The organism is Luteibacter sp. RCC_6_2 (assembly GCF_041360655.1).
In the GTDB taxonomy this organism is placed as follows: Bacteria; Pseudomonadota; Gammaproteobacteria; order Xanthomonadales; family Rhodanobacteraceae; genus Luteibacter.
On sequence record NZ_JBFUPQ010000001.1, the window covers coordinates 25,450 to 49,683 of the forward strand.

Consider the following 24,234-nt stretch of genomic DNA (forward strand, 5'->3'; position numbering starts at 1 on the left):
GCAACAAGCAAGTTCGAACACTTTCAGGCTGGACCCGGCGTTCAACGGGGTTCGGTCGAAAACGTGTTGGGCCATCCAGATTCCTAGGAACAGGACATGGCGGCCCTACAGGGGGCACGTACCTGGGCACGCCGGCATGGCCGGTAGTTGTCGCGTCGGCAGAGGGTACATGTCATGCAACTGACAAAATTCAATGCGTTACTGGATCTCGAGCTTCGTGCCGCCGATCCCCTTTGCGTGATCGCTGCGGCCTATCTGGCCTACTCCGTCCGTTTCGATACGTTCAGCATGAGCAGCGTATATGCTGTTGCGCTGATCATTCTCCTGCTCATGACGCTGGCGGCCTCGATCGTCTTCAAGGTCTACGAACAGCCTCTCGGCGAACGCCCCGTAAGCCAATTCTTGTGCATCGCAGCATCGTGGACCAGCGCGTTCGCGGGCATGATCGCGCTCGGTTACCTGCTCAAGGTCGGCGAGCTCTACTCGCGTGGATGGGTATCGCTGACCTTCGTGCTGGGTCTCGCGTTGATGGCATCGGTGCGACTCGTCGCGGTGCTCTCGTTGCGTTACCTGCATCATCGCGGCATCGGCATGAAGCGCTGCCTGCTCATCGGTGCCACCGAGGCGGGCATCCACATGGTTCGTCAGGTCGAGGACAACCTCGGTCTCGGCATGAAGATCACCGCGTACGTCAAGACCAGCCACGATCACGGCGTTCCGCCAAACGTGCCGCTGGCCGGTTCACTCCTGCATCTCGACGAGATCCTCGATCGTGGCGAGTGGGACCAGGTGCTGGTCGCCTTGCCCGTGAGCGCGAACCGCGCGATCAGCTACGTGCTCGATCGCATGGACGAGCGTGTGTTGACGGTGAAGTTCGTACCGGACTTGCTGGGCAGGCAGTTGATCAACCACCGCATGGAAGACTGCGCGGGCGTGCCCCTGGTCACGCTTCGCGAAAGCCCCTTGCATGGGCATGCGTGGATCCTGAAGGCGATCGAGGACCGCATCATCGCCGGCGCCATCCTGCTGATGATCAGCCCGCTGATGCTGTTCCTTGCGATCGGCGTGAAGCTTTCCAGCCCCGGCCCGGTGCTCTACCGCCAGGTTCGCGTCGGCCTGGACGGCAAGGAATTCGAGATGCTGAAGTTCCGCTCCATGCCCGTGGACATGGAGAAGAACAAGAATGTCCAGTGGGGCAATGCGCAGAGCAAGACGACCACGCGCTTCGGCCGTTTCATCCGGCAAACCAGCCTCGACGAACTCCCCCAGTTCATCAACGTGCTCCGCGGCGACATGTCCATCGTGGGCCCGCGCCCCGAGCGGCCGATGTTCGTCGAGAAGTTCAAGGGCGAGATCGCTGGCTACATGCACAAGCACCTAGTCAAGGCCGGCATCACGGGATGGGCGCAGATCAACGGGTGGCGCGGCGACACCGACCTGGTGAAGCGCATCGAGTACGACCTCTACTACATCAACCACTGGTCGCTGGCGTTCGATCTCCGCATCATCTTCCTGACCATCTTCAAGGGCTTCATCCATAGCGAGGCGAACGCTTCGGCGCCGCTTCCCGCCGGACCCTCGATGCCTGCGGCCACGGCCAGCACGGCCAGTGAAGAGACAGGCTAGGGACGCGATTCGATCGCGTCCCCCCATCATTCCAATCGCGAACTGAGGCAATCTTTGAAGTTTCTGATCTGTGGCGGCGCGGGATACGTGGGTTCGCACATGGTGCGATACCTGGTCGCGAACGAGCATGAAGTGGTCGTCTACGACGACCTTTCGACGGGCCACCGCGAAGCGGTGGATGCCGACGTGCCGTTCGTTCATGGTGATATCGGCGACGCGGTAACCTTGTGGCGATTGTTCGCCACGCACAAGTTCGACGCGGTGATCCATTTCTGCGCCCGGTCCCTGGTCGGAGAGTCGGTCATCGATCCCTATCAGTACTACCGGAACAACGTGGGCAACACTCTGGTGCTCTTGGCCGCCATGCGCGAAGCCGGCATCCAGCGCCTGGTCTTTTCCTCGACGGCGGCGGTGTTCGGGCACCCCAAGAGCGACACCATCGATGAGTCGCACCCCACCGATCCGATCAATCCGTACGGCCAGAGCAAGCTGATGATCGAGCGGGTGCTGGGCGATGCGGCGCGTGCCTATGGCCTGCGGTCGGTGGCGCTGCGTTACTTCAACGCGGCCGGTGCCGATCCGTCGGCCTCTATCGGCGAGGCGCACGATCCCGAGACCCACCTCATTCCCAACGTGTTGAAGGCCGTGCTCGGCCAGAGTGCCGCCCTGAAGGTATTCGGCGACGACTACGACACGCGCGACGGCACCTGCGTGCGCGACTATGTCCACGTGAACGATCTCGCCTCGGCCCATTTGTTGGCCGTGCAGTTCCTCGAGGAGAACGAGGGCGCGTTCACGTTCAATCTCGGCAACGGCGAGGGCTTCAGCGTGCGCGAGGTGATCGCCGCCGCCGAACGCGTCACGGGAAGGCCGGTGCCGCATGCGTTCGCTCCGCGCCGTCCTGGCGACCCCGCGACGCTGGTGGCGTCGAGCCTGCAAGCCCGCCAGCGTCTCGGTTGGCAACCACGGATCACGGTGCTGGACGATATCCTCGCCAGCGCGTGGCAGTGGCACCTCCAGCCGCGCTTCTGATCGTGCAGGCCCAACCGAAAGTTCAGCTCGACTTCATCGATGCGCTGCGTGGCCTGGCGATCGTCGGCGTGCTGCTAAGCCATGCGCAGCGTAACGTGGAAATCTACCAGGCGATGGGCCACCAGGCGCTGATGTCGCCGTGGCTGAGCCGCTATGCGGCACAGGGCGCCCGCGGCGTGCAGTTGTTCTTCGTGGTCAGCGCGCTCACGTTGTTCCTCTCGGCGGGCAAGCGCACGCGTGAGGACACGCCCTGGCTGAACTTCTATGTGCGAAGGGTTTTCCGCATCGCGCCGATGTTCTATCTCGCGTTCGGTGTGTATTGCCTGGTTCCCGTGCTGCTGAAAGGGCAGGCGCTGCCGCCCCTGGGCACGATACTCGGCACGCTGAGCTTCACCAACGGATGGAACCCGGCCTGGTTGCTTGGCGCCAACGACGTGGTGCCGGGTGGCTGGTCGATCGGCGTCGAGATGTCGTTCTACATCGTCTTTCCATTGGTGTTCCTGGCGCTGCGAAGCTTTCCGCGGGCGCTGGCCGCGCTGGCGGCATGCCTGCTGCTCGCGGTACTTACCTGGCCTTGGCTGCTCCGCCACCCGCCGGTCGACGACGCGGAGCTGTGGCAGCGCTACGTGTTCGTATGGCTGCCCAACCAGTTGCCCGTCTTCCTGTTCGGCATCTGCGCCTATTTCGTGATGTTCGGCCACGCCGGCAAACTATCGGTCTTCTTCCGCGAGGGCGACCGGCGGCGGAACGCCTGCTGGTTCGTGCTTTCGGTGGCCATCCTGGCACTCGCGCCGCAGTGGCTGGACGATCCGCGGGCGGTGTTCGTATACGCGGCGGCATTTGCGCTGCTGGCCCTGTGCCTCTTCCGGCAGCCCTACCGTTGGCTGGTGAACCGCCCGCTGCAACACATCGGCAAGATCAGCTTCAGCGGCTACCTGACGCACTTCTTCATGCTGCAAGTGGCGCGCAAGGCACTGGCGGCGGTGCACGCGGGCGACCGCCTGAGCCCCGATCTCTACTTCGTGGCCACGGCCGTGCTCGCGCTGGCGGGCACGGTACTGGTGTCGAGCGTGACCTATCGCTTCGTCGAGGTGCCGGGCCAGGCATTGGGCAAGCGGGTGATCGAGATGCTGGCGGCACGCCGTGCGCGTGACGCTCGTTCGGCGGAAGGCGCGGCGGGCTGACCAGGCCTGTCGACCGGCCGGATCAGGTCGAGCCGGCTCAGGTCAGCCGCGCGATCAGATCCAGCGCGTTGGGCACGGGCTTGCCATTGGCGAAGCATGCCTTGACCAGCGCGTTGACCTGGGCGAGCGACGGGCGGTGCGTCCTGAAGCGGTCGAGCATGGCGTCGTCGGCCTTGGCGAGGGACGTGCCGCCGCCTTTGCCGGCGTAGAAGTGGTTCTCGCCGAGCTTCGTCTGTGTCGCCAGTTGCATCTCCACGCCCGGGGCACGTGGCGCCACGACGATGTTGTCGTGGATGGCCGTGCTGTTCGGGACACCTTTCCAACTGGTCGCCTTGAACACGGTGACCTCGGCGTCGGCGATGGGTTTCTGCGGAATGATGATGATGTTGTTGTAGATCTGGCTGCCGTCCACCGGGCCCGAGATGCGCAGGGAAGCGCTGCCGGTCTTGCGCAGGGCGTCGTTGATGCTCACGTTGAAGCGCACGATCGTTCCGGTATTGCCGATCTTGTCGCCACCACGGCCGTCGTTGCAGACCAGGGCCATGCCGCCGGCGTTGTCGTGGCTGTAGTTGTACTGGATCACCGTATTGCGGCAGCGGAAATCGGCATCGTAGCCCTGGCCGTCGGCATAGGCCTTGTGGTCGCTGACTTCGTTGTACTGGATCAGGGTGTTGTCGCAGTCGAACGGCCAGATGCCGGCGGCCGCCTCGCCGCGAGGCAGTTCACCGCAGTGGCTCACCGTGTTGCGTTCGACCAGGGCGCCGTCGCAGCCCTTGACCAGGATGCAATCGCCGGGCACTTCGCTGATGCGATTCCCACGCACGATCACGCCCGTAGCCAGCCCGCCCGTGCGGTTGCCGGCGGCGAGGAAGAGGATGCCGTCGCGCTCGCTGCGCTCGATCGTGTTGTCGACGATCTTCAGGTCCTGGTAGCGCGTGGGGCGGCCCTTGCCCTTCGCCTCGACGAGGATGGCGCTGCCGCCACCTTGCTGCTTGAGGGGCGATCCATTAACGTCGTGGATGTGCAGGCCTTGCAGCACGATGCCATGGGCGATGCCGAAATCCTGGTGGAACAGGTGCACGCCGGTGCGGCGGGCCCCCGGCTGCGGACCCTGGTTGGAGATGGCCAGGTTGCGCACCGTCCAGTACTCGACGTTCTGCAGGCGCACGGTGGAAGGAGTTCGCCCGTCCGCGTGCAGGTGCGGCGGGGCACCTTCCCCATAAGCATCGACGACGATGGGCGCGCCATCGCGGCCCGAGCCTTTCGGCTGGAAGACGCCGGGGTAGTCGCCACCACGCTTGAACAGGATCTTGTCGCCGGGCCCGAAACTGGCCTGGTTGAGCCTGTCCAGGCTCCGCCAGGCCTGGGCTGGACTGCCGCCGTCATGCCGATCGTTTCCCGCCGCGCCGTCCACGTAATAATTCTTGCCGGCAGTGGCGGCAAAGACCTCGTCCAGCGGCAGCGTGGCGAGGGCGGCCCCTGCCCACAGCGACCGGCTAAGAAACGTTCGACGATGCATGCGGTACCTCCGGGCGTCAGCGACGCTCGCTCAATGAATAGCGGTAGACGCCACCATGCTTCCTGAGCATGTAGGCGAAGCCGGCGAGGTGCTTGATGGTCAACTTCGAGAACTTGCGCGTGCGCCGCTTGTAGTCGTGCACGATGGAGATCTTCCGGCTGTAGTAGTTGCGCAGGCCCATCTTGCGCGTACGCACGCAGAACTCCGCGTCTTCCGGGCCGAAGAAGATCCGGTCGTCGTAACCCATCAGCAGGGCCGCGACGTCCTTGGTGAAGGTCTGGTTGGCGCCCAGCACATAGTCGACCTCGAGCGGATCGTTGCTGTCGTCGAAGCGCGTGTCGAGCATCAGGTGCCGCTCGAGTTCACGCTTGACGAAACCGAGCTGGCGGGTGATGGGAATGCGCGCCGCGATCGGCTGGTAGAAGCGCGGGAAGCGCCGGGTCGAATCCTGGCGGGTACGGTCGACGTTGAGCAACTGGAAACCGACCACGCCCGCGTCGGGATGCGACTGGAAGAACGCATCGACGATGGCGCCGGGGTCTTCCGTCAGGAAAATGGTGTCGTTGTCCAGGGTCATGCAGTACTTGCCGCGCGCCAGGAACAGCCCGCGGTTTCGTGCCGGGCCCACGCCGAAGTTGCGTTCCAGCGGGAAGTAGCGGATCTGCGGCAGGGTGGCGACGAACTCGGCGCTGCCATCGCGCGAGCCGTTGTCGACGACGATCACCTCGTCGCGCGCGAAATCCACCTTGTCCATCAGCGAGAGCAGGCAGCGCTCCAGGTTCTCCCGTTCGTTCCAGGTGATGATGATGATCGACAATCTCACGTCGTCGGCGCTCATGACGATGCTCCAGCGGGGGGCGTGGTGGGGGATGAACGGTCGGTGCTGCCGCGCAGCGAGGAAGGGGTGATGACCTCGTTGGCCTTCACCACGAAGTTGTCCGGAATGACCACGGGCCCGAAGATGCAGGCGCCCGTGCCGATGATGACGTTGTCGCCGATGATCGGGGTGCCGTCGCCCGGCCAGCGGTTGCCGATGCACACGCGGGCGTACATCGTGCAGTTGGCGCCTATCGTGGTCTTGCCGTTCACGATGATGCCGAAGGCGTGGTAGATCACCAGGCCCGGGCCGATCGTCGCGGTGGTCGGCAGGTAGCACTTGAAGATGAATTCGGCGACCTTTTCCAGCACGCGCAACGGAGTGTGCAGGCGCGTGCCACGGGCCGTGGCGACAAGGCGGTAGCAGAGGATCACCCAGAAGGACTGGTCGAGCATCCACCACGGCATGCCCCGGTAGCCGGGCAGGGACCGGAGGCGGCGGACGTCGGCGCGGAAATCGTCAAGCATGGGTCGGGTCCGGATGGGGTGGCGGCAGCGGGGAAGCCTTTCGCGCGGCGGTGGCGTCGATCCGCGCCTGCGCACGGCGCGCGTCGGTACGCGCATAGAACATGCCGACGAAGAACCAGAAATAGGCCTCGTACCCGCTGAACTCGATGAAGGCCAGCATCAGGTAACAGAGCAGGAAGGCCTTGATGTTGCGTTGCTGCCCTTCGGCCGGACGGAACAGGATGTGCAGCACCAGCGCCAGGAACAGCAACAGCGATTGCACGCCACCTTCGAGCAGGAATTGCAGGTAGATGTTATGGACGTTGTTCTCGACGAAGGTCAGGCCGGATATCTGCTCCATCAAGGGCACGCCGTTGCCCACCCCATAGCCCAGCAGGTTCTGCTCCAGCGCGGCGGCGGCGCTGTTCCACAGCGCGAGGCGGCCCACGTTCTTGTGTTCGAGTTGCGTCTCGGCCTGGAGGTTGAAGCGATCCAGCACGGGGATGTCGATGACCGACGACAACACCAGGCCGCCGATCAGCACCATCATGGCGATGCCGAGGAAGGTATACAGATAATAGTGACGGGTCTTGCGCGTGCGATAGGCGGCGATGCCGATGGATACCGCGGCACCGAGCAGCCCCGCGCGGGAAAGCATCATCCCACTGGTCAGCAACGCGATCCCGGCGGCGATCGGGTATACGCGGGTGCCGAGCAGGAGGATCGACAGCAGGGCGAGCAGGCTGGCCTCGATGTTGCGCCCGCCCGTGGACATGTAGAGGATGCCCGAGGCGCCCTCGCTGCGCGCGTACACCGCGCCCAGCTGCCCCGCGTAGACGGCGTCGCGCAGGATGATGAAGACGATGCAGCAGCCGAGTATCCACACGAAGATCTTGCGCAGTTCCACGTCCTGCAATTTGCGGCCGAACACCACGCCAAGGAAGTACGCCGCGGCCACGAACACGATCAGCGTGGAGCGCATGCCGCCGCCGTACGAAGCCGCCGCGGCCAGGGATGTGCCCATCATCGTCGCGATGAAGGCCGTCGCCGGGTTCAGCTTGAGGTAGCGCACGGCCGGCAGGTAGAGCAGCGGCATCAACAGCAGCAGCACGTGGTAGACGTTGACATGCGACTTGCTGCTCGTGCTGTGCGTCAAGGGCACCTGCACGAAGATCATGGCCATCAAGGTGACGGCCGCGGCGCGAGTGCGGTTGATCAACATCGTCATTCGCGTCAACCGATCGCCACGCCGAAGAACTTGTGCAGGAGTACCTTCAAGGTCGACTTGTATCCTCCGAGGGAAATGTTGCGGACGATCTCGCCCAAGGGCGGTCGTTGCCGGTTCATCACGTACTGGATGTTGCGGTGGTTGCGCTGCTGGTCCGCGTTCATCAGCCGCGCGTGCTTGGCGATGAAGCGCTCGCTGCCCTCGGCGCGCCGGCTGGAATTGCGGATGCGCGCACGCGAGCGGTCGTCGTCGACGAAGGAAAGCAGTTGCCGCGTGCACACGGCCGTGCCGTAGCGGTCGGCGAGGCGTATCCACATGTCGTAGTCCTGCCACGAGGGCATCGACTCGTCGAAGCCGCCGAGTTCGCGCATGCGCGACAACTCGGTCAGCACCTGGTTGCCGGCGAGGTTCGCGTACAGGAGCGCTGGCAGGGTGAGTTTGTCCACCTTGCCCAGCTCCGCTTCGCTGAAACGGCGCTCGCGCAAGCGATCGATCTGCGCCGTGGCCTGGAAGTACTTGAAGCGGCTGCAAGCGAACGACGGCGAATGGCGGCGATAAAGGTCCACCAGGCATGCGATGCGCTGCGGATGGAACAGGTCGTCATCGTCGAGGCCGGTGACATAGGTGCCGATGGCTTGCTCGATGCAGCGGTTGCGCGCACGGCATGCGCCCTGCGGCGTCTCGTTGCGCAGGTAGGTGAACTTGCCGGGATAGCGGCGGGCATAGTCGGCCACGACCTCGGCGGTGTCGTCCGTGGAGGCCTCGTCGCAGATGAGGACCTCGATCTCCGGATAGGTCTGGGCCAGTACGGAGTCGACCGCCCGGCGCAGCAGCGCCGAGCGATTGCGGGTGGGGATGTATACGCTCACCAGGGGTGTCATGTCGGCCTCGTTCCTTGGATGCGTTGGGTCTGTGGATGCCGGTTCAGGAGCGTATGCCGGCTTCGCCATACCACCCACAACAGCGGCGGCGTCACCAGCGCCAGGCGTACCGCACTGGCCTTCCAGTCGTCGCCCTGGTAGATGAAGACGGCCAGCATCAGGAAGGCGTAGGGCACGAAGCTCTCCACCGTCCATGACTGGAAGAATTCGCGCGCGGTGAGGCTGATGATCTTCGAGGAGAAGAAGTAGTAGGACAGCACCGTGGCCAGCAGCTGGCTGATCGCCAGCGCCACCGCCATGACCTCGAGCGAGCGCGACATCGCGCCGAGCACGCTGACCAGCAAGGTGATGCCGCCGATCTTCAGGTTCCAGGCGAACTCGATATCCGAACGGCCCAGGCTCTGGCTGAGGGCGCCGATGAGCGAGCCGAGCGGGCGCAGCATGCCGAACAGCAGCATCAGCGGGATGAGTTCGGCGACGCCGGTGTAACGATGCCCGTAGAGGATCGTCACCGCGGGCGGCGCGAACACCGCGAGCATGATGAACACGCCGCTGCTGAAGACGGATACCCCGCGCAGTCCCACCAGGTAGGCGTGACGCAACGCCAGCGGATCGTCCTGGCGCGTCGCCAGCCGGGGCAGGGCGAGCCGTTGGACCACGGGCATGATCAGCTTGGTCGGTTGCAACACCAGTTCCTTGGCCAGCGAATACACGCCGAGCGAGGCGAGGCCGAGGAATTTGCCGAGGATGATCTGGTCGGCCTGGCTGCGCAGCTGGTTGATGACCTGGGAGCCGAGCTGGAACGCGCCATAGCGCAGCGCCTGGCGGATGATTCCACGGTCGTAGCCCCGCCCAGGGTGCCAGTCGCGATCGGCCACGGCCACGAAACATACCAGGCGCACCAGGCTGTTCACGATCATCGCGTAGACGGCCGCCTCGATCGATGCCCCGAACTGGAGCACCAGCAGCAACAGGGTGCCCAGGCCGGACAGGCGCCCGATCACCTCGATTCGTGCCAGCCGGGGCAACTGGAAGGTCTTGATGAGGCTCGCCTGGTACTGCGCGGCCAACCCGAGCAGCACGAAATTCACCGTGGACAGCCGCAACAGGTGACCCAGCACGTCCGAGCCATAAAAATAGGCCACGGCATAGGAGATGCCGAACAGCACCAGCGCGGACATGAGGCCCAGCCCCGCGCTGATCATGTACAACGAGGTGCGCTCGTGGCGGGTGATGCTTTGCCGGTGGATGAGGTAGCTGCTGAGGCCCATGTCCTGCAACAAGGTGGCGATCGCGTTGACGACGTTGACGATCGCCAGCGCGCCCAGCAGGTGCGCGTCGACGTGATGGGCCAGTACCGCGATCTGCAGCAGCTGGCTCGCCGCGCTGATGACGGTCGAACCGACGGTCCATAGGGCATCGCGTCTGGCGGAGGGCATCGGCATGCGCTCCTAGGCCAGTTGCGCGGCGAGCTGGTCGTGCAACCGGCTCTGGTTGAAGCGCGATTCCACGGTGGCGCGCGCAGTCGCCGCGATCGCCGGCAGATCGTATTCGCCCCGTTGGATGCGGGCGAGCTTGTCGGCCAGCGCATCCACGTCACGCTCGGGCACCAGCCAGCCCGACTGGCCGTCCTCGATCAACTCCGGGATACCGCTGTGCACCGTGGACAAGCAGGGCACGCCACTGGCCATGGCCTCCATCAGCGACACCGGAATGCCTTCCTGGTCGCCGTCCGCGGCGGTGACGCTGGGCAGGGCGAACACGTCGGCACGGCGCAGCGCGTCCTGCACATAGGCCTTGTCGCGGCGGCCGCGAATGAAGACACGCTGGTCCAGGCCGTGCCGTGCGACGAAACGCTCCAGCTCCTGCTGTAACGGGCCGTCGCCGACGACCTCCAGCTCGACGGGGACATCGCGCTTCGCGAGCCGTGCCACGGCTTCGCAGAGATAGGTCACGCCTTTCTTCTCGACCAACCGCGCGACGCTCAGCACGCGCAAGGGCCGCGACGGCGATGGCGCATCGTTCGTGCGGGGTTGGAAACGGAAGCTGTCCAGGTCGACACCCATGCGGTGGACCTGGATCTTCTCCGGCGCGCAGCCCAGCGCCTCGAGCTTGCGCTGCCATCGCGTGCTGATCGGCAGCATCCGCTCACCGCTGGCGAACAGGCGCCGGTAGTCGTCGGCGTGGCGCGCTAGCACGCTGTGCCGCGACAGGTCGTAGCCGTGGAACACCGTATAGATCGGTCCCTCGATCAGCCCCAGCGTACGCAGGTTCGTCGCGAGCACGCCGGTGGGGCCGAAGTGCGCGATGATCGCGTCCGCCTTGAGCGGCTCGCGCAAGCGCCGCACGGCGCCGGCGAGCACCAGCGACTTCGCGGCATGGCCGTAAAGTCGAATCGACAGGGCCCGTCGCACCCGCGCGCTAGGCAGGCCCGGCACCACGTGGCGAAGGCGTTGCAGCAGGATCTGCCAGCCGCGTGACGCGCTGGCGGAATGGTCGAAGATGAAGGTGGCGCGGTCCATCAATCCGCGGGTCGCCACGATGTCTCCGGGTGCGGGCTCGGGACCGCGGCTGATGGCGAGGATGCGCACATCGAAGCCGCGGTCGAGCAAGCCCACGATCTGGTCGATCACGAAGGTTTCCGAATACTTGGGAAACTCGGGAAGGACGAACAGGATCGTCATGATCAGGGCCCTATCGCGAGCGTCGAGAGCAGGGACTCTCGCGCGAAAGCCTTTTCACGGGCCACGGCGGCGGCCACCCTCGGACGCAGGGTCTCGTCGCCGAGCAGCTCCAGCACCTTGGCGCGCAGGCTGCCGTCGAGCAGGGACGGCACGGGCATCGCCAGGTCGTCCACGCCGAGGCGCTTCATGATGCCTTCGGACTTGTGCTCGTAATTGAGCGCGACGGATGGCGTGCCGAAGTTCATCGAGATGATCGCGCTGTGCAGGCGCGTGCCGATCGTGAGGACGCAGGCGCCCAACCTCTGGCCGAGTTCCACGTCGTTGAGCTCGTTCATCTCGACATGGCAGGCCTCGGGGTGGCGCAGGCGTGCCCGCACCTTGAGCGCGATCATGCGGTCGTCCTTGGGATAGCCGTCGATCGCCGTGCAGGTGGAGAACGCCGCGATGCGGTAGCCCGCTTCGATCACAGCATCGAGCAGTTCGGCGAAGGCCGTCTCGTACTGGGCCTGGGTCACGCCCAACCGCTTGTCGAACGGCGCCAGTTCGCGGAAGGTGACCGCGACCGTCGGGCGTGCGGTGTCGACCGCCACCGGTTCGCCCGGATGCACCAGCCACGCGGTGTCTGAGGCCCAGCGCACCTTGTCCTGCGGGATGGCGCTGTCCTGCATGTGCCTCGCGCTGACTTCCTCGCGCAAGGCCAGTGCATCCACCCGCATCATCACGTCTTGCGAGACCTTGCGGAAGAACGCGTGCTGGAACGGCCCGACGCTGTGCCCGATCAGGTAGGTGGGCAGCCCGGCGAGCAGGGCGCAGCTGACCTGGTCGTACTGGGTGGCGCCGTAGAGATCGACGAAGAACGAGCCGCCCACCTGGATCACCAGGTCGTACGCCTTCAGCGATTCGATGTACTCGCGATGACGCCGGGGCAGCGGCAGCCAGCGCGCCCACCAACGGCGGTTGAGGTGCCCGTGCAACAAGCGTGGCACCAGCCTTCGCAGCAGCAGCGAACGAAGGGCGCCGAAACGCCGCTTGCCCGCTTCCTGGTAGTAGCTGTTCAACGTGTCGGTCAGCAGCGGCCGGCCGAGCAGGTACGCCGAGCTCACCGGAAAGCGGCTGGTGACGTCGATCCGGCTCTCCGGCAGCACGTCTTCCAGGCATTCCAGGAGGCCACGCAGGATCGCGCAATCGCCGCGATTGCCGCAGGTGTGGTTTCCGACGATCAGGATGCGCGCCATAGTCCTTGATTCATGCAGTGTCCCCTTGTTCATGGGACGGTTCAGGCCGGGTCGGCCTTGTACTTGTAGTAGGCGTAGGTGGAGTAACCGGCGGCCCGGTGTTCCACGGCATTGAAGATCGCGCCCCTCAGGGAGACACCGTTCTGTTCGAAGCGCTGCTTCGCCAGGGCCAGCTCACGCGCCTTGTTGAGCCCGAAGCGGGCGACCATCAGGCTCGTGCCGGCGTGGTGGCCGATCACGGCCGCATCGGTGACCGCCAGGATCGGCGGCGTATCGATGATGATCAGGTCGTAGGCGGATACCACCTCGGCGATGAACTGGGTGAAGTTCTCGTGCATCAGCAGTTCCGACGGGTTGGGCGGCACACGCCCGCGGCTGATGAAGTCGATGTTGGCCAAGGGCCCTTTCTTCTTCACCGTGGCGATTTCCGCGCCGCCGACGAGGATGTCCGACAGGCCTTGCCCGGTTTCCATGCCGAGGAGGTGGTGCAGGGTGCCGCGGCGCATGTCGCCGTCGACCAGGAGCACGCGCTGTCCCGCCTGGGCGATCACCGCCGCCAGGTTCGCCGAGACGAAGGTCTTGCCGGCGAAAGGGCTGGAGCCGGTGATCATCAGGATGTTGTTCTTGGCCTCCAGCCGCGCGAAATGCAGGCTGGTGCGCAAGCTGCGGATCGCCTCGACCGCGAGGTCGGCGGGTTCGCTGATGGCCAGCAAGGGGCCACGGCCGCCGTGGCCGTGATGACCGTGGTGCGTGCGGGTCGAACGCGCGGTCTGGCCCTCGCTGAGCGGAACCGAGGCGTACACCGGGAGGCCGAGGTCCTCGATGACCGCTGGATCTTCGATACCGCGGTTGAGTATCTGCCGGAGGAAGACGAAGGCGAGGGCGAGGAAACCACCCAGGAACGTCACGATGATGACGACCAGGGCCTTGCGCGGCTGCACCGGCTGGGTCTTGTCCACCGCCGAGGTATCCACGATGCGCACGTTGCCCACGGTGCCGGCACGCGCGATATCGAGTTGCTGCGCCTGGTTGAGCAGGCTGGTGTAGGTGTTGCTGCTGACCTGCACGTCGCGATTGAGCTTGAGCAACTGCTGCTGCGTGTCGGGCAGGTCGCCGACCTGCTTCTGCATCTGCGCCTTCTGCGCCTGCAGCTGGCCCATCTGTTGCTGCAAGGCCTTGTACGCCGGGTGGTCGTGGGTGAAGCGGCGGTCGATGTCGGCTTCCTGCAGGTGCAACTGCTGGATGTTGTTTTCCACCGCCACGATCTGGTCGAGCAGGCCCTTGGTCTGCATGCTGAGGTCGACGGAGTGCGACTGGGTCTGGAAGACGTTCATCGCCGCCTGGGCCCGGTCGAGTTCCTGGCGCACCTTGGGCAACTGGTCCTTGACGAACTGCAGCTGGCTCGCGGCTTCGGCCGAATTGCGCTCCACGTTCTGGCGGACATAGGCGGTGGTGATGCGATCGAGCACCTTCTGCGCGAGATCGGGATCGGCGTTGTTGTAGGTCAGGCCGATGATCCCCGAGTCCGTGCCTTGCTCCAGCGCCACGACATCGGTCTGCAAGCGGCCGATGGTGGTCAAGGTCGGCTGGGTGACCACGTCGAAGCGCGTTCCCGGATTGGCCGTGAGCTGCCTGATCTGCATCGTGATGCCGTTGGCGCGAACCAGCTGGCCGACGACGCCTTCGAGAAGGCGTTTGCCATCGTCGTTGTAGAGACCGAAGCGGTGGTCGTCACCAGCCCGCAGCTCGAGCTTCTGGCCGACCATGTTGTCAGGCAGGTCGAGCTTGAAGATGTCCACCACTTCGCCGCCCCAACCATAGCGGCTCAGGCCGAAACGCACAGGTCCGAGTTGGCCGGGCTTGTAACCTCGCGAGAGGTAATCGCCCAGCACGGGCATGCGCTGGGGTTGCGTCTGGATATCCAGGCGCAGGTCGTTCACCGCCTGGCCGATGACCAGGCGCGAGGTGATCAACGCGATCTCGGTGGTGGCCTGCGACGCGGTGGTGCCCAGCGATTGGGTGAGATCGCTGAGGCCGGGAAGGCTCGGCGTCTTCTGCTCGACCTGCACGATCGCGGTCGCCTGGTAGATAGGCGTGGCGAGCAGCGAGTAGAGGACTCCCGCCACGAAAAACGTCCCGGTGATGGCGACGATCAACCATTTGTGATCAAGCAACGTGCCGAGCAACGCATTGAGATCGATGGTGTCGTCGTCGTGGGCCTGATCAATCTTCGTCGTCATGCGGCAGCGTTTTTCCTGAAAATGAATGGACGGCCAAACGTTTATAGCGCACCGAGTATGAATGGGCCGAAACGCATGCCGACGCCACTTTTGCCTTGTTTTCCGGTGTTTCGCGCAGCCGAAACCGTGCGTCTTTCGAGCACGCAAGCGCATCGCGCATCACGTGGATGCGCCACTCGGGTCATGAGGCGAGCGTCTATTCGATGGCGGGCGATGACGATGCCGCGCCGACGCCACTCGTGCCTTTGCACGATGTCCTTCGCCGGCACCGATTCCGCCCGCGCCCACTCGGGGACGGAGATCGATGGAAGGTTTGAGCATAGACGCGGCGGCCGGTGCCTCAAAGTGAAAGGCGCCAGTTTTGCGACCTGCGTCAAGTAACCGACGCGGGTATGGCGCTAAAGAGGCGGAAACGTAAGTTAATCGTTAGGCATGAAGGCTTATTCGTGCACGAATGCCTAATAAATGGTTCATCTTCCGGTTATGTTTTGCTGCGACGCACGATCATGCCGAAGCGGGAGTCGTGACGACGGTGACCTGCGGGTGGGTGAACCGAGGGTGTGATCTTTGTCACGAAATAGCCACAAATAGACGGGTTTTCGGCGGGGCGGCCCGGCGACACGAGGCGGGGAACCCATCAGGGGCCGGCGTCTACAATCGCTTTCATCGTGCGTCGCAACACCCGGCGTCGTGCTGCCTGGCGGGCTATCATCAGCACCTCCTCGTGCACGGGTACCGCCACATGTCGATCCAAGCCGCCGCTGCCTCGCGTGCGCATAGCCACGCGTTCGACGAAGGCAATCCGATGGCCGAGCGCAATACCCGGCGAGCCGTGCTGCTGACGGCCGCGATGATGGTGGTCGAGATCGCCGGTGGCTGGTACTACAACTCCATGGCCTTGCTGGCCGACGGCTGGCACATGAGTTCGCATGCGTTGGCCCTGGGGCTGTCCGCGTTCGCCTATGTCTGTGCGAGACGTTTTGCGCACGATCGCCGTTTCGCCTTCGGCACGTGGAAGATCGAGATCCTGGGAGGCTATTCCAGCGCGATCCTGTTGCTGGGCGTAGCGGGGCTGATGGCGTTCCAGTCCGCGGAGCGCCTGTTCACGCCGCTGCCGATCCACTACGAGCAGGCCATCGCGATCGCCGTGGTCGGCTTGCTGGTGAACCTCGTCTGCGCGTGGTTGCTGCGCGACGACCATCATCACCATCATCATCACCATGACCACGATCATCATCACCACGGTCACGCGCATGGCGCGCATGCCCATCACGACCTGAACCTGCGTTCGGCGTACATGCACGTGTTGGCGGATGCGGCCACGTCCGTCCTCGCCATCGTCGCCCTCATCGCCGGCATGATCTGGGGCGCGCGCTGGATGGACCCGGTGATGGGCTTGCTGGGCGCGGTCCTGGTCACCGTGTGGGCGTGGGGTCTCCTGCGCGATAGCGGCCGGGTCTTACTGGATGCGGAGATGGATGCCCCCGTCGTCGATGAAATCCGCCAGGTGATCGCGGAAGACCGGCATGAGGCCGTCATCGACGATATCCATGTATGGCGTGTCGGCAAGGGCAAGTTCGCCGTGGTCCTCGAGATCACCACGACCGCCGATGTCGATGGCGACTACTACCGGCGCGCGCTGGCCATCCACGACGAACTGGTCCACGTGACCGTCGAGGTGCACCGCGTTGGACCCGGCTCCAGAGTTGAGGGCATCGCCTCGGGGGCATAAGCTGTCGGCATGAATGCCTTCTTCCATCGTTATCGCCACCGGCGCGCCCTCTGGGTGTTCGCCTGGCTGGCGTGGGCGATGGTGGGCCTCGCGCCGGCATGGTCGGCCGACGTGCACGCCGCGCCGGGGCCGGGCGTGCATCGCACGCATGCCCATCATGTGTCGGCGCACACGGCATCGGCGGACGAGGGTGGTTGCAACGACCACGATGGCAACTGCTGTCACAGTCCCGGCCAGGCGTGCCATTGCACGCCTGCCTGCACGAGCGTCCTTCCCGCCAGCGCGCTCGCGCTCGGCGACACGCCGGCGACAACCATCACGATCTTCGCTGCCGGTGTTCGCGCCGCGCCCCAAGCCGGGTACGGGCCACCGCTGCGTCCACCCGCCGCCTGATCCTCCGCTGACGCTTTCCCCCGCGCCGGGCATTCCGTCACTCCCTTGTGGCGACGAATGCACGACCGCGCCACGCGGCCGTCGGCCGCGCATCGTATTCGTGGAGCATCCGTATGACATCCCCCGATTCTTTCGAACCAGTGCACGCCTCGCGACGACGTTTCGTGGCCGGCCTCGCCGTCGGCGGCGTCGCCGCCGGCATGGGCCTGCTACGTCCATCGCCAGTCTGGGCATTGACCAACCCCGGTCATCCGACGGTGCTGAACGGCACCGATTTTTCCCTCGACATCGCCGAGACGCCGGTGAACATCACCGGCGCGCCGCGCACCGCCGTCACCGTCAACGGCGGTATTCCGGGGCCGATCCTTCGCTGGAAGGAAGGAACGACGGTGACGTTGCGCGTGGCCAACCGGCTACGTACGCCGACCTCGATCCACTGGCACGGCATCGTGCTGCCGTTCGACCAGGACGGCGTGCCAGGCATCAGCTTCGACGGCATCGGCCCGGGCGAGACCTTCGTCTATCGGTTCGACGTGCGCCAGGCAGGCACTTACTGGTACCACTCGCATAGCCGCTTTCAGGAGCAGACAGGCTTGTATGGTCCGCTAGTGATCGAGCCGGCCGGATCGGACCGTTACCGCAGCGACCGCGACTACGTGGTCATGCTCAGCGACTGGACCGACATCGATCCGGAACGCATCTTCCTTCGCCTGAAACAACAGAGCGACTATTTCAACTACGCGCAGCCCACCGCCTCACGGTTCTTCCGCGACGTGCGTGAGAAGGGTCTGGGACAGGCGCTGGAAATGCGCAAGATGTGGAACACCATGCGCATGAACCCCTCCGACCTGAGCGACGTGTCGGGCGCGGCGTATACCTATCTCATGAACGGCATGCCTGCCGCGGGGAACTGGACCTGTCAGTTCAAGCCGGGCGAAAAGATCCGCCTGCGCTTTATCAACGGCTCGTCGTCGACGATCTTCGACGTGCGCGTTCCAGGCTTGAAGATGACCGTGATCTCCGCGGACGGCCAGGATGTGCTGCCCGTGCCGATCGATGAGTTCCGTATTTCCACGGCCGAGACGTACGACGTGCTGGTGGAACCGGAAGAAGAGGTTGCGTACACGATCTTCGCCCAGTCGATCGATCGCAGCGGCTATACGCGCGGCACGCTTTCGCCTCGGCCGGGAATGGAGGCGGCAGTGCCGCCGGTCGATCCGCGCCAGTGGCTGAGCATGGGTGACATGATGGGTGCGATGGGCGGTAGCGCGAAGATGATGAAGGGCATGGATCACGGCGGGATGCCGGGCATGAACCATGGCTCCATGGCCGGCATGGATCACGGTTCGATGGCCGGCATGGACCACGCCTCCATGGAAGGCATGCATGACATGAAGGCGAACGCGCCGAAGGTGCGACACGCGCGCACGGAGTACGGTCCCGGCGTGGACATGCACGTGGACACACCGCGCACCAACCTCGACGATCCCGGCATCGGCCTGGGCGACAACGGCCGCCGCGTGCTCACCTACGCCGACCTGCACACGGTCGGCGGCAATCCCGATCCTCGCGAGCCCGGCCGGGAGATCGAGCTGCACCTCACCGGCAACATGGAACGCTTCATGTGGTCGTTCGATGGCGTGAAGTTCTCGGATGCCGCGCCGGTGCACCTGAATAAAGGCGAGCGCGTTCGGATCGTCCTGGTCAACGACACCATGATGAATCATCCGATCCACCTGCATGGCATGTTCAGCGACCTGGAAAACCCGGAAGGCGCATTCCAGGTGCGCAAGCACACGATCAACGTGCAGCCCGCGCAACGGATCACCTATGCCGTGACGGCTGACAACCCCGGGCGCTGGGCGTACCACTGCCATCTGCTCTATCACATGGAGGCGGGCATGTTCCGCGAGGTGGTGGTGTCATGAGGGCCCGCACGATGTGGTTCGTCGCGCTTGGCCTGGGCATACCCATGGCCGCGGGGGCGCAAGAAATGAAGATGGGACCGATGCAAGGCGGCGATGCGCCTGCCGATGCGCGTAGTCCCGACTACTCCGACGGCATCGGCCATGGTGCGATGAAGGGCATGGACATGAATGACAATGGCCCCTACCGGATGATCCTGATCGACCAGCTCGAGGCGGTTCATGGCAAGGATGCCCATGGTCAGGCGTGGGAGGCGCAAGGCTGGTACGGCAATGACGACGACAAGCTGTGGTTCCGCACCGAAGGCGATCGCAGCGGCGGCAAGCTGGAGGAAGCCGACGTCGAAGCGTTCTGGAACCATGCGATAGCGCCGTACTGGAGCACCCAGCTAGGCGCCCGCCAGGACTTCGGTCAGGGACCGAACCGCACCTGGGCGGCGTTCGGCGTGCAGGGCCTGGCACCGTACTGGTTCGAGGTGGAAGCCACCGCGTACGCGAGCGCGCACGGACGCACCGCGGCGCGCGTGCGCACGGAATACGATCTCTTCCTGACCCAGCGGCTCATCCTGCAACCGGAGCTGGAACTCAACGCCTATGGCAAGGACGATCCGCTGGCCCGCGTCGGCAGGGGCGTCTCCGATGCCTCGTTCAGCCTGCGCCTGCGTTACGAATTCCGTCGTGAGTTCGCGCCCTATATCGGCATCCGTTTCGTCGATCGCTTCGGTCGCACCGCCGATTATGTTCGCGCGGATCGTCAACCCGTCTTCGACCGTCAGGTCGTCGCCGGCCTCCGGCTATGGTTCTAGGACATCCTCGTGAAGCCAATCACCCTCGTTCTTTCCACCGTGCTGGGCGTGGCGGTCGTGGCCGCTTGCGGTGCCGGAACCTTCATCTATTCGGGTGCCTATGACATAGGCGCCGACGCGCCGCATTCCCGGCCGGTGTATGCAGCGCTGGAGACCTTGCGACGACGTTCGATTCAGGCAAGGGCCTCGGACATCACGGTGCCCGATTTGTCCGATCCACAGTTGATCCTCAAGGGCGCCGGACAGTACGCCGCCATGTGCACCGCATGCCATCTGACACCGGGCCAGGAGGATTCGGAAATCCGCCCGGGGCTCTACCCGCGACCACCGAATCTCACGCAAGCCCGGATCGAACCGGCGCAGGCGTTCTGGACGATCAAGCACGGTATCAAGATGAGCGCGATGCCGGCGTGGGGTGGCAGCCACGACGACATGACCATCTGGAGCATGGTCGCCTTCCTGCGGAAACTGCCCGGCTTGTCGCCGGAGGCATACAAGGCCATGGTGGCCGCGGCGCCGCCCGACGACGATATGGACATGGATCACCCTAAATAACGCATTCCCACAAGCCAGGGCACCCGAAAAGCGGTTGGATGGGGAGCGTCCATCCGGGGCGCCCTGACGGGAGAAGAGCCATGGGTCGTCGTAACCGTGTGCGCCTCGCGCGCTGCGCCGTGATGGGATCGTCGCTAGCCTTGCTTTCGGTATCCGCGTGGGGAGCGGACCGGGTCAGCCCGGTCATCAAGATCAACGAAGCGGCGGCGACGGCCCCGATCGAAACGGTGTCCCTGCGCGACGGCATCAGCGTGCTCATGGGATCGGGAGGAAACATCGGTGTCGTGACGGGCCGCGACGGCAAGTTCATGATCGACGCCGGCATCGCCGTTTCGCGGCCGCGTGTAGAGGCGGCGCTGAACGCCTTGGGACCGCAACCGGTTCGCTACCTGGTGAACACGCATTACCACTGGGATCACACGGACGGTAATGCATGGCTCGCGGGCAAGGGCGTTCAAGTGGCCGCTACCTCGGGAACCATCAAGCGCGTATCCCAGACCACGCGCGTGGACGATTGGGACTTCACCTTCAAGCCGCTGCCGAAATCCGCCGTGCCGGGCACGGTCATCAAGACGAGCAAACACTGGACCGTCGATGGCCAGACCATCACCGCGATCGAGGTCGTTCCCTCGCACACCGATACCGACCTTTACGTGACGATCCAACCCGCCGATGTCGTCTTTCTCGGCGACCTGTTCTGGAATGGTGTCTATCCTTTCATCGATAACGAAAACGGCGGAGGCATCGACGGGATGGTTCGCGTCCTCGACCGCATCCTCCCGACGATAAGCGACAAGGCCGTCGTCGTGCCCGGGCATGGTCCCGTCGGCGGCAAGGCCGATGTGAAGGATTTCCGCGACATGCTCGCGGGCATTCGCGACAACGTGGCGGCACTGAAGAAGCAGGGCAAGTCACGGGATGAAGTCATCGCGGCCAAGCCGACGGCGGCCTGGGATGCGAAGTACGGACACTTCGTCATCGATCCCGATTTCTTCGCCCGCATCGCCTATGACGGAATGCGCTGACCCGTCACAGATCCAGTTCGAGGTCCGTCAACGGCGTGGCGCAACAGATCAGTACCGCGCCGTCGGCGGGAGGCTGGAGGGGGTCCGGGGAATAACGGGTCCGTCCACCTATCAGGCCGCTTTCGCAGCTGTGGCAGACACCGGAGCGGCACGACCAGCGCACGGGCACGTCACTTGCCTCGGCGAGCTCCAGCAAGCTCTGGAAGCGGTCGTCCCAGCGCACCGAAAGGCCACTGCGGACGAACGATATCGACGGGCCGCTGCCAGGCGGTCCGGCCGGTGGGTGTGGTGGAACGACGGCGGTGTTCACCACGCCGGGAGCCATCGATTCGTTCGACCCGAAGAGTTCGGAGCGTATCGAGTCGGCCGGATAGCCCAGCGCGCGCAGGCCTTCGCGTGCCTCTTGCATGAAGAGTGGTGGACCGCAGAGCAGGAAGCGTGCATCGCTTGGAATGCCGAGTGACGCGAGGTCTGCGGCGCGCAGGCGGCCAGTCACGTCGAAATCCGTGCCAAGTCGATCCCCAGGGCGCGGATGGCTGAAGGCCACCAGCGAGGTCACGCCGTCGAGTTGCCCGAGCAACTCACGTGTCTCCTGCGCGAACAGATATTCGCTGCCATCGCGTGTTCCATATATCCAGTAGATTTTCCGCGGACAGCGGCCGCGCTGGGCGACGATGTCGTGGAGCATCGCAAGCAGCGGTGTGACGCCGATGCCGACACCCCACAAAACCAGCGGGCGTTCGTCGTCGGGCAGGACGAAACTGCCGCGTGGCGCGCTGATCGACACGACGGAGCCCGCCTCGACGTGGTCGTGCAGATACGCGCTTCCCATACCTTCCGCGCGCTTCACGCTGATGCGGTAGCTGCCCGGATGCGAGGCATCGGAAATGGAGTAGCTGCGGAGCAGGGCCGTGCCACCGTCGTGACGATCGATCTTCAGCACGAGGAACTGACCGGCGCGCGGGACGGGCAGGGGAGCGCCATCCACCGGTCCGAACACGTACGATCGCACGTGCGGGCTTTCTTCGTGCACGGACAGGACGCGCACGTCGCGAAACCCCGCCCAGGCCGGCGGTGCTTCCGGCACGTTGGCCAGACCGGCGTTTCCCTCGCGTCCGGGTCCGGCCTTCAACAAGGCTTCGAAGGAACCGCGCCAACCTTCGCTCAGGCCGCGCATGCCCACCGCATGGCGCAGTTTTTCCTCCGACCGTTCCGGCAGGTAGAGCAGGGCATCGACCTCGGCCACGCTCATGCCGTCGCCGCGTGTTTCCAGGACGATGGCGTCGCCTTCGCTCACCACGCCCTCTTCGAGCACCCTGCAATAGAACCCGGGCCTTCGGTGCGCCACCAGCAACGACGGCATCCGCGGTTCGGAGAGACGGATTCCCACGCGGTAGCAAGTGACCCTTGGCTGGGTCACCTCGAACAGCGCACCGCCGATCCGGTATCGATCGCCTATCCAGACTTCATCATCGGCAAGGCCGTCGATGGTGAGGTTTTCGCCGAACTGACCATAGCCGCTCAGCGTGCGTCCGAGGACCGTCTCCCAGTATCGGTACGACTGCACCTGGTAGACCATGACCGCGCGGTGTTCGCCACCATGGCCCGCGAGATCTCCCTGGCCATCGCCGTCCAGGTTCAGGTGTCGCGCCATCACCGGGCCCTCGACCGGTTGCTTGAAGACAGCCGTTCGCACGGTTCGCCCTTGCCACTCGATGTCTTGTGGCAGCCCCACGTTGACGGATACCAGCACGGGCATGGCTCATCTCCTGGACGCGCGCGGTCCCCGGAGCATAGTCCTGTTCGACGATGGAAACCTCGTCTCAGAGAATGTTTTTCACGTGCGATCGTGAAGGCGTGAACAGTCAAAAATCACAGGGTGCGACAAGGTTTTCCAAGGAACAGGGCGTAGCGTGTGCTTTGCGTATCCGAGGAACCCGTCATGTCCACCATCACACCGCCTTCCACCCGTGCATCGGCGCTGGTGACGCACCATCGGTTCGCCACCATCGATGGGCTGAAGATCTTCTACCGCGAGGCGGGTCCCGTGGACGCCCCCACCGTGCTCCTCCTCCATGGATTCCCCACCTCGTCGCATATGTTCCGGCACCTGATCCCGGCGTTGGCCGATCGCTACCACGTGATCGCGCCGGACTATCCCGGCTACGGCCAGAGCGACATGCCCGATCCCGCGACGTACGACTACACGTTCGACGCGTTTGGCAACATCGTCGGGCAGTTGTTGGATGGCCTGGGCATAACGAAGTACGCGATGTACGTGATGGACTATGGCGCTCCTGTCGGTTGGCGCTTGTTCCTCAAATCACCGGAGAGCCTGACGGCGCTCATCGTGCAGAACGGCAATGCCTACGACGAGGGATTGACCCGTTTCTGGGATCCGATCAAGACCTACTGGAACGACGACAGCAAGCGGAACAGGGACGCGTTGCGCTGGCTCGTCGACCTCGACACGACGAAATTCCAGTACCTGGACGGCGTGGACGATCCCACGCGCATCTCGCCCGACAACTGGGTCCACGACCAAGCGTTGCTCGACCGGCCGAAGAATGTCGAAGTACAGATGGACGTGATGTACGACTACCGTACGAACGTGCCGTTGTATCCCGCCGTGCAGGCGCTCTTCCGCAAGCACCAGCCGCCGACGCTCATCGTATGGGGTGAACGCGACACGATCTTCCCGGCCGAGGGCGCCCATCCCTATAAACGCGACCTCACGGACCTGGAATTCCACCTGTTTCCGACCGGCCACTTCGCACTAGAGGACCGGTCCGACGAGATGGTGCCGTTGATCCGGGATTTCCTCGACAGGAAGCTTCCGGGCTGAT

The 24,234-nt window shown here is 64.6% G+C and carries 21 protein-coding genes; 10 read left to right on the forward strand and 11 right to left on the reverse strand.

Features of this window, described 5'->3' with window-relative positions; all coding sequences use genetic code 11:
- Nucleotides 1-174: 174 nt before the first annotated feature.
- Genes AB6730_RS00140 through AB6730_RS00150 form a run of 3 tightly spaced genes read left to right on the forward strand, consistent with a single transcriptional unit; the run spans nucleotide 175 to nucleotide 3,842 of the window.
- A complete protein-coding gene (locus AB6730_RS00140) occupies nucleotides 175-1,626 on the forward strand; it encodes an undecaprenyl-phosphate glucose phosphotransferase (RefSeq protein ID WP_371021634.1) in 1,452 nt (483 codons plus the stop codon).
- Between the two features lie 54 nt (nucleotides 1,627-1,680).
- On the forward strand, nucleotides 1,681-2,658 hold the full coding sequence (gene galE / locus AB6730_RS00145; RefSeq protein WP_371021635.1) for a UDP-glucose 4-epimerase GalE: 978 nt from the start codon (nucleotides 1,681-1,683) through the stop codon (nucleotides 2,656-2,658).
- On the forward strand, nucleotides 2,634-3,842 hold the full coding sequence (locus AB6730_RS00150; RefSeq protein WP_371021636.1) for an acyltransferase family protein: 1,209 nt from the start codon (nucleotides 2,634-2,636) through the stop codon (nucleotides 3,840-3,842). Before galE ends, AB6730_RS00150 begins: the two co-directional genes overlap by 25 nt.
- Nucleotides 3,843-3,879: 37 nt before the next feature.
- Here AB6730_RS00150 and AB6730_RS00155 read toward each other — a convergent pair whose 3' ends face one another.
- The 10 genes from AB6730_RS00155 to AB6730_RS00200 are packed head-to-tail and all read right to left on the reverse strand — an operon-like array spanning nucleotide 3,880 to nucleotide 15,112.
- Nucleotides 3,880-5,361, reverse strand: coding sequence for a right-handed parallel beta-helix repeat-containing protein (locus tag AB6730_RS00155; protein WP_371021637.1), 1,482 nt, complete (start codon nucleotides 5,359-5,361; stop codon nucleotides 3,880-3,882).
- 16 nt (nucleotides 5,362-5,377) lie between these two features.
- On the reverse strand, nucleotides 5,378-6,199 hold the full coding sequence (locus AB6730_RS00160; RefSeq protein ID WP_371021638.1) for a glycosyltransferase: 822 nt from the start codon (nucleotides 6,197-6,199) through the stop codon (nucleotides 5,378-5,380).
- Nucleotides 6,196-6,705, reverse strand: a complete 510-nt coding sequence (locus AB6730_RS00165; RefSeq protein WP_371021639.1) for a serine O-acetyltransferase — start codon at nucleotides 6,703-6,705, stop codon at nucleotides 6,196-6,198. Before AB6730_RS00165 ends, AB6730_RS00160 begins: the two co-directional genes overlap by 4 nt.
- Entirely contained in the window at nucleotides 6,698-7,906 is a 1,209-nt protein-coding gene (locus tag AB6730_RS00170) for an O-antigen ligase family protein (RefSeq protein WP_371021640.1), read from the reverse strand. The genes AB6730_RS00165 and AB6730_RS00170 overlap by 8 nt, the downstream gene beginning before the upstream one ends.
- An 11-nt stretch (nucleotides 7,907-7,917) precedes the next feature.
- Complete coding sequence (locus AB6730_RS00175; RefSeq protein WP_371021641.1) at nucleotides 7,918-8,793, reverse strand: glycosyltransferase family 2 protein; 876 nt, start codon at nucleotides 8,791-8,793, stop codon at nucleotides 7,918-7,920.
- Entirely contained in the window at nucleotides 8,790-10,232 is a 1,443-nt protein-coding gene (locus AB6730_RS00180; RefSeq protein ID WP_371021642.1) for a lipopolysaccharide biosynthesis protein, read from the reverse strand. The genes AB6730_RS00175 and AB6730_RS00180 overlap by 4 nt, the downstream gene beginning before the upstream one ends.
- A 12-nt stretch (nucleotides 10,233-10,244) precedes the next feature.
- Entirely contained in the window at nucleotides 10,245-11,477 is a 1,233-nt protein-coding gene (locus AB6730_RS00185) for a glycosyltransferase (RefSeq protein WP_371021643.1), read from the reverse strand.
- Nucleotides 11,478-11,479: 2 nt separating this feature from the next.
- On the reverse strand, nucleotides 11,480-12,712 hold the full coding sequence (wcaK, locus tag AB6730_RS00190; RefSeq protein WP_371021644.1) for a colanic acid biosynthesis pyruvyl transferase WcaK: 1,233 nt from the start codon (nucleotides 12,710-12,712) through the stop codon (nucleotides 11,480-11,482).
- Nucleotides 12,713-12,753: 41 nt separating this feature from the next.
- Entirely contained in the window at nucleotides 12,754-14,952 is a 2,199-nt protein-coding gene (locus tag AB6730_RS00195; RefSeq protein ID WP_371021645.1) for a polysaccharide biosynthesis tyrosine autokinase, read from the reverse strand.
- Nucleotides 14,936-15,112 carry a hypothetical protein gene (locus tag AB6730_RS00200; RefSeq protein WP_371021646.1) on the reverse strand — a complete coding sequence of 59 codons (177 nt, stop codon included), beginning with the start codon at nucleotides 15,110-15,112 and terminating at the stop codon, nucleotides 14,936-14,938. Before AB6730_RS00200 ends, AB6730_RS00195 begins: the two co-directional genes overlap by 17 nt.
- Nucleotides 15,113-15,694: 582 nt before the next feature.
- Between AB6730_RS00200 and dmeF the strand changes: the two genes are divergently transcribed.
- The 6 genes from dmeF to AB6730_RS00230 all read left to right on the forward strand — a co-directional run bounded on the left by dmeF (nucleotide 15,695) and on the right by AB6730_RS00230 (nucleotide 21,388).
- Complete coding sequence (gene dmeF, locus AB6730_RS00205) at nucleotides 15,695-16,684, forward strand: CDF family Co(II)/Ni(II) efflux transporter DmeF (protein WP_371021647.1); 990 nt, start codon at nucleotides 15,695-15,697, stop codon at nucleotides 16,682-16,684.
- A gap of 9 nt (nucleotides 16,685-16,693) precedes the next feature.
- Nucleotides 16,694-17,077 carry a hypothetical protein gene (locus AB6730_RS00210; RefSeq protein WP_371021648.1) on the forward strand — a complete coding sequence of 128 codons (384 nt, stop codon included), beginning with the start codon at nucleotides 16,694-16,696 and terminating at the stop codon, nucleotides 17,075-17,077.
- A gap of 113 nt (nucleotides 17,078-17,190) precedes the next feature.
- Complete coding sequence (locus AB6730_RS00215; RefSeq protein ID WP_371021649.1) at nucleotides 17,191-19,005, forward strand: copper resistance system multicopper oxidase; 1,815 nt, start codon at nucleotides 17,191-17,193, stop codon at nucleotides 19,003-19,005.
- Nucleotides 19,002-19,808: a copper resistance protein B gene (locus tag AB6730_RS00220; protein WP_371021650.1), complete on the forward strand. Its 807-nt coding sequence runs from the start codon at nucleotides 19,002-19,004 to the stop codon at nucleotides 19,806-19,808. Before AB6730_RS00215 ends, AB6730_RS00220 begins: the two co-directional genes overlap by 4 nt.
- Nucleotides 19,809-19,817: 9 nt before the next feature.
- Entirely contained in the window at nucleotides 19,818-20,363 is a 546-nt protein-coding gene (locus AB6730_RS00225; RefSeq protein WP_371021651.1) for a cytochrome c, read from the forward strand.
- A gap of 80 nt (nucleotides 20,364-20,443) precedes the next feature.
- The gene (locus tag AB6730_RS00230; RefSeq protein WP_371021652.1) at nucleotides 20,444-21,388 is read left to right on the forward strand and encodes an MBL fold metallo-hydrolase; all 945 of its coding nucleotides are present in this window, start codon (nucleotides 20,444-20,446) and stop codon (nucleotides 21,386-21,388) included.
- A 4-nt stretch (nucleotides 21,389-21,392) separates the two neighbouring features.
- Here the strand turns inward: AB6730_RS00230 and AB6730_RS00235 are convergent, their stop codons facing one another.
- Entirely contained in the window at nucleotides 21,393-23,147 is a 1,755-nt protein-coding gene (locus AB6730_RS00235) for an MOSC domain-containing protein (RefSeq protein WP_371021653.1), read from the reverse strand.
- Between the two features lie 183 nt (nucleotides 23,148-23,330).
- Here AB6730_RS00235 and AB6730_RS00240 point away from each other — a divergent pair, with 183 nt between their 5' ends.
- Nucleotides 23,331-24,233 carry an alpha/beta fold hydrolase gene (locus AB6730_RS00240; RefSeq protein WP_371021654.1) on the forward strand — a complete coding sequence of 301 codons (903 nt, stop codon included), beginning with the start codon at nucleotides 23,331-23,333 and terminating at the stop codon, nucleotides 24,231-24,233.
- The last annotated feature ends 1 nt before the right edge of the window (nucleotide 24,234 follow it).

What these genes read in the sequence shown, in the direction of transcription:
- AB6730_RS00235 (WP_371021653.1), bottom strand. Translation starts at nt 23,147, where the DNA reads ATGCCCGTGCTGGTATCCGTCAACGTGGGGCTGCCACAAGACATCGAG.
- AB6730_RS00180 (WP_371021642.1), bottom strand. Translation starts at nt 10,232, where the DNA reads ATGCCCTCCGCCAGACGCGATGCCCTATGGACCGTCGGTTCGACCGTC.
- AB6730_RS00175 (WP_371021641.1), bottom strand. Translation starts at nt 8,793, where the DNA reads ATGACACCCCTGGTGAGCGTATACATCCCCACCCGCAATCGCTCGGCG.
- dmeF (WP_371021647.1), top strand. Translation starts at nt 15,695, where the DNA reads ATGTCGATCCAAGCCGCCGCTGCCTCGCGTGCGCATAGCCACGCGTTC.
- AB6730_RS00215 (WP_371021649.1), top strand. Translation starts at nt 17,191, where the DNA reads ATGACATCCCCCGATTCTTTCGAACCAGTGCACGCCTCGCGACGACGT.
- AB6730_RS00200 (WP_371021646.1), bottom strand. Translation starts at nt 15,112, where the DNA reads ATGCGCGATGCGCTTGCGTGCTCGAAAGACGCACGGTTTCGGCTGCGC.
- AB6730_RS00230 (WP_371021652.1), top strand. Translation starts at nt 20,444, where the DNA reads ATGGGTCGTCGTAACCGTGTGCGCCTCGCGCGCTGCGCCGTGATGGGA.
- wcaK (WP_371021644.1), bottom strand. Translation starts at nt 12,712, where the DNA reads ATGGCGCGCATCCTGATCGTCGGAAACCACACCTGCGGCAATCGCGGC.
- AB6730_RS00160 (WP_371021638.1), bottom strand. Translation starts at nt 6,199, where the DNA reads ATGAGCGCCGACGACGTGAGATTGTCGATCATCATCATCACCTGGAAC.
- AB6730_RS00170 (WP_371021640.1), bottom strand. Translation starts at nt 7,906, where the DNA reads ATGTTGATCAACCGCACTCGCGCCGCGGCCGTCACCTTGATGGCCATG.
- AB6730_RS00140 (WP_371021634.1), top strand. Translation starts at nt 175, where the DNA reads ATGCAACTGACAAAATTCAATGCGTTACTGGATCTCGAGCTTCGTGCC.
- AB6730_RS00240 (WP_371021654.1), top strand. Translation starts at nt 23,331, where the DNA reads ATGTCCACCATCACACCGCCTTCCACCCGTGCATCGGCGCTGGTGACG.
- AB6730_RS00165 (WP_371021639.1), bottom strand. Translation starts at nt 6,705, where the DNA reads ATGCTTGACGATTTCCGCGCCGACGTCCGCCGCCTCCGGTCCCTGCCC.
- AB6730_RS00195 (WP_371021645.1), bottom strand. Translation starts at nt 14,952, where the DNA reads ATGACGACGAAGATTGATCAGGCCCACGACGACGACACCATCGATCTC.
- AB6730_RS00210 (WP_371021648.1), top strand. Translation starts at nt 16,694, where the DNA reads ATGAATGCCTTCTTCCATCGTTATCGCCACCGGCGCGCCCTCTGGGTG.
- AB6730_RS00220 (WP_371021650.1), top strand. Translation starts at nt 19,002, where the DNA reads ATGAGGGCCCGCACGATGTGGTTCGTCGCGCTTGGCCTGGGCATACCC.
- AB6730_RS00155 (WP_371021637.1), bottom strand. Translation starts at nt 5,361, where the DNA reads ATGCATCGTCGAACGTTTCTTAGCCGGTCGCTGTGGGCAGGGGCCGCC.
- AB6730_RS00185 (WP_371021643.1), bottom strand. Translation starts at nt 11,477, where the DNA reads ATGACGATCCTGTTCGTCCTTCCCGAGTTTCCCAAGTATTCGGAAACC.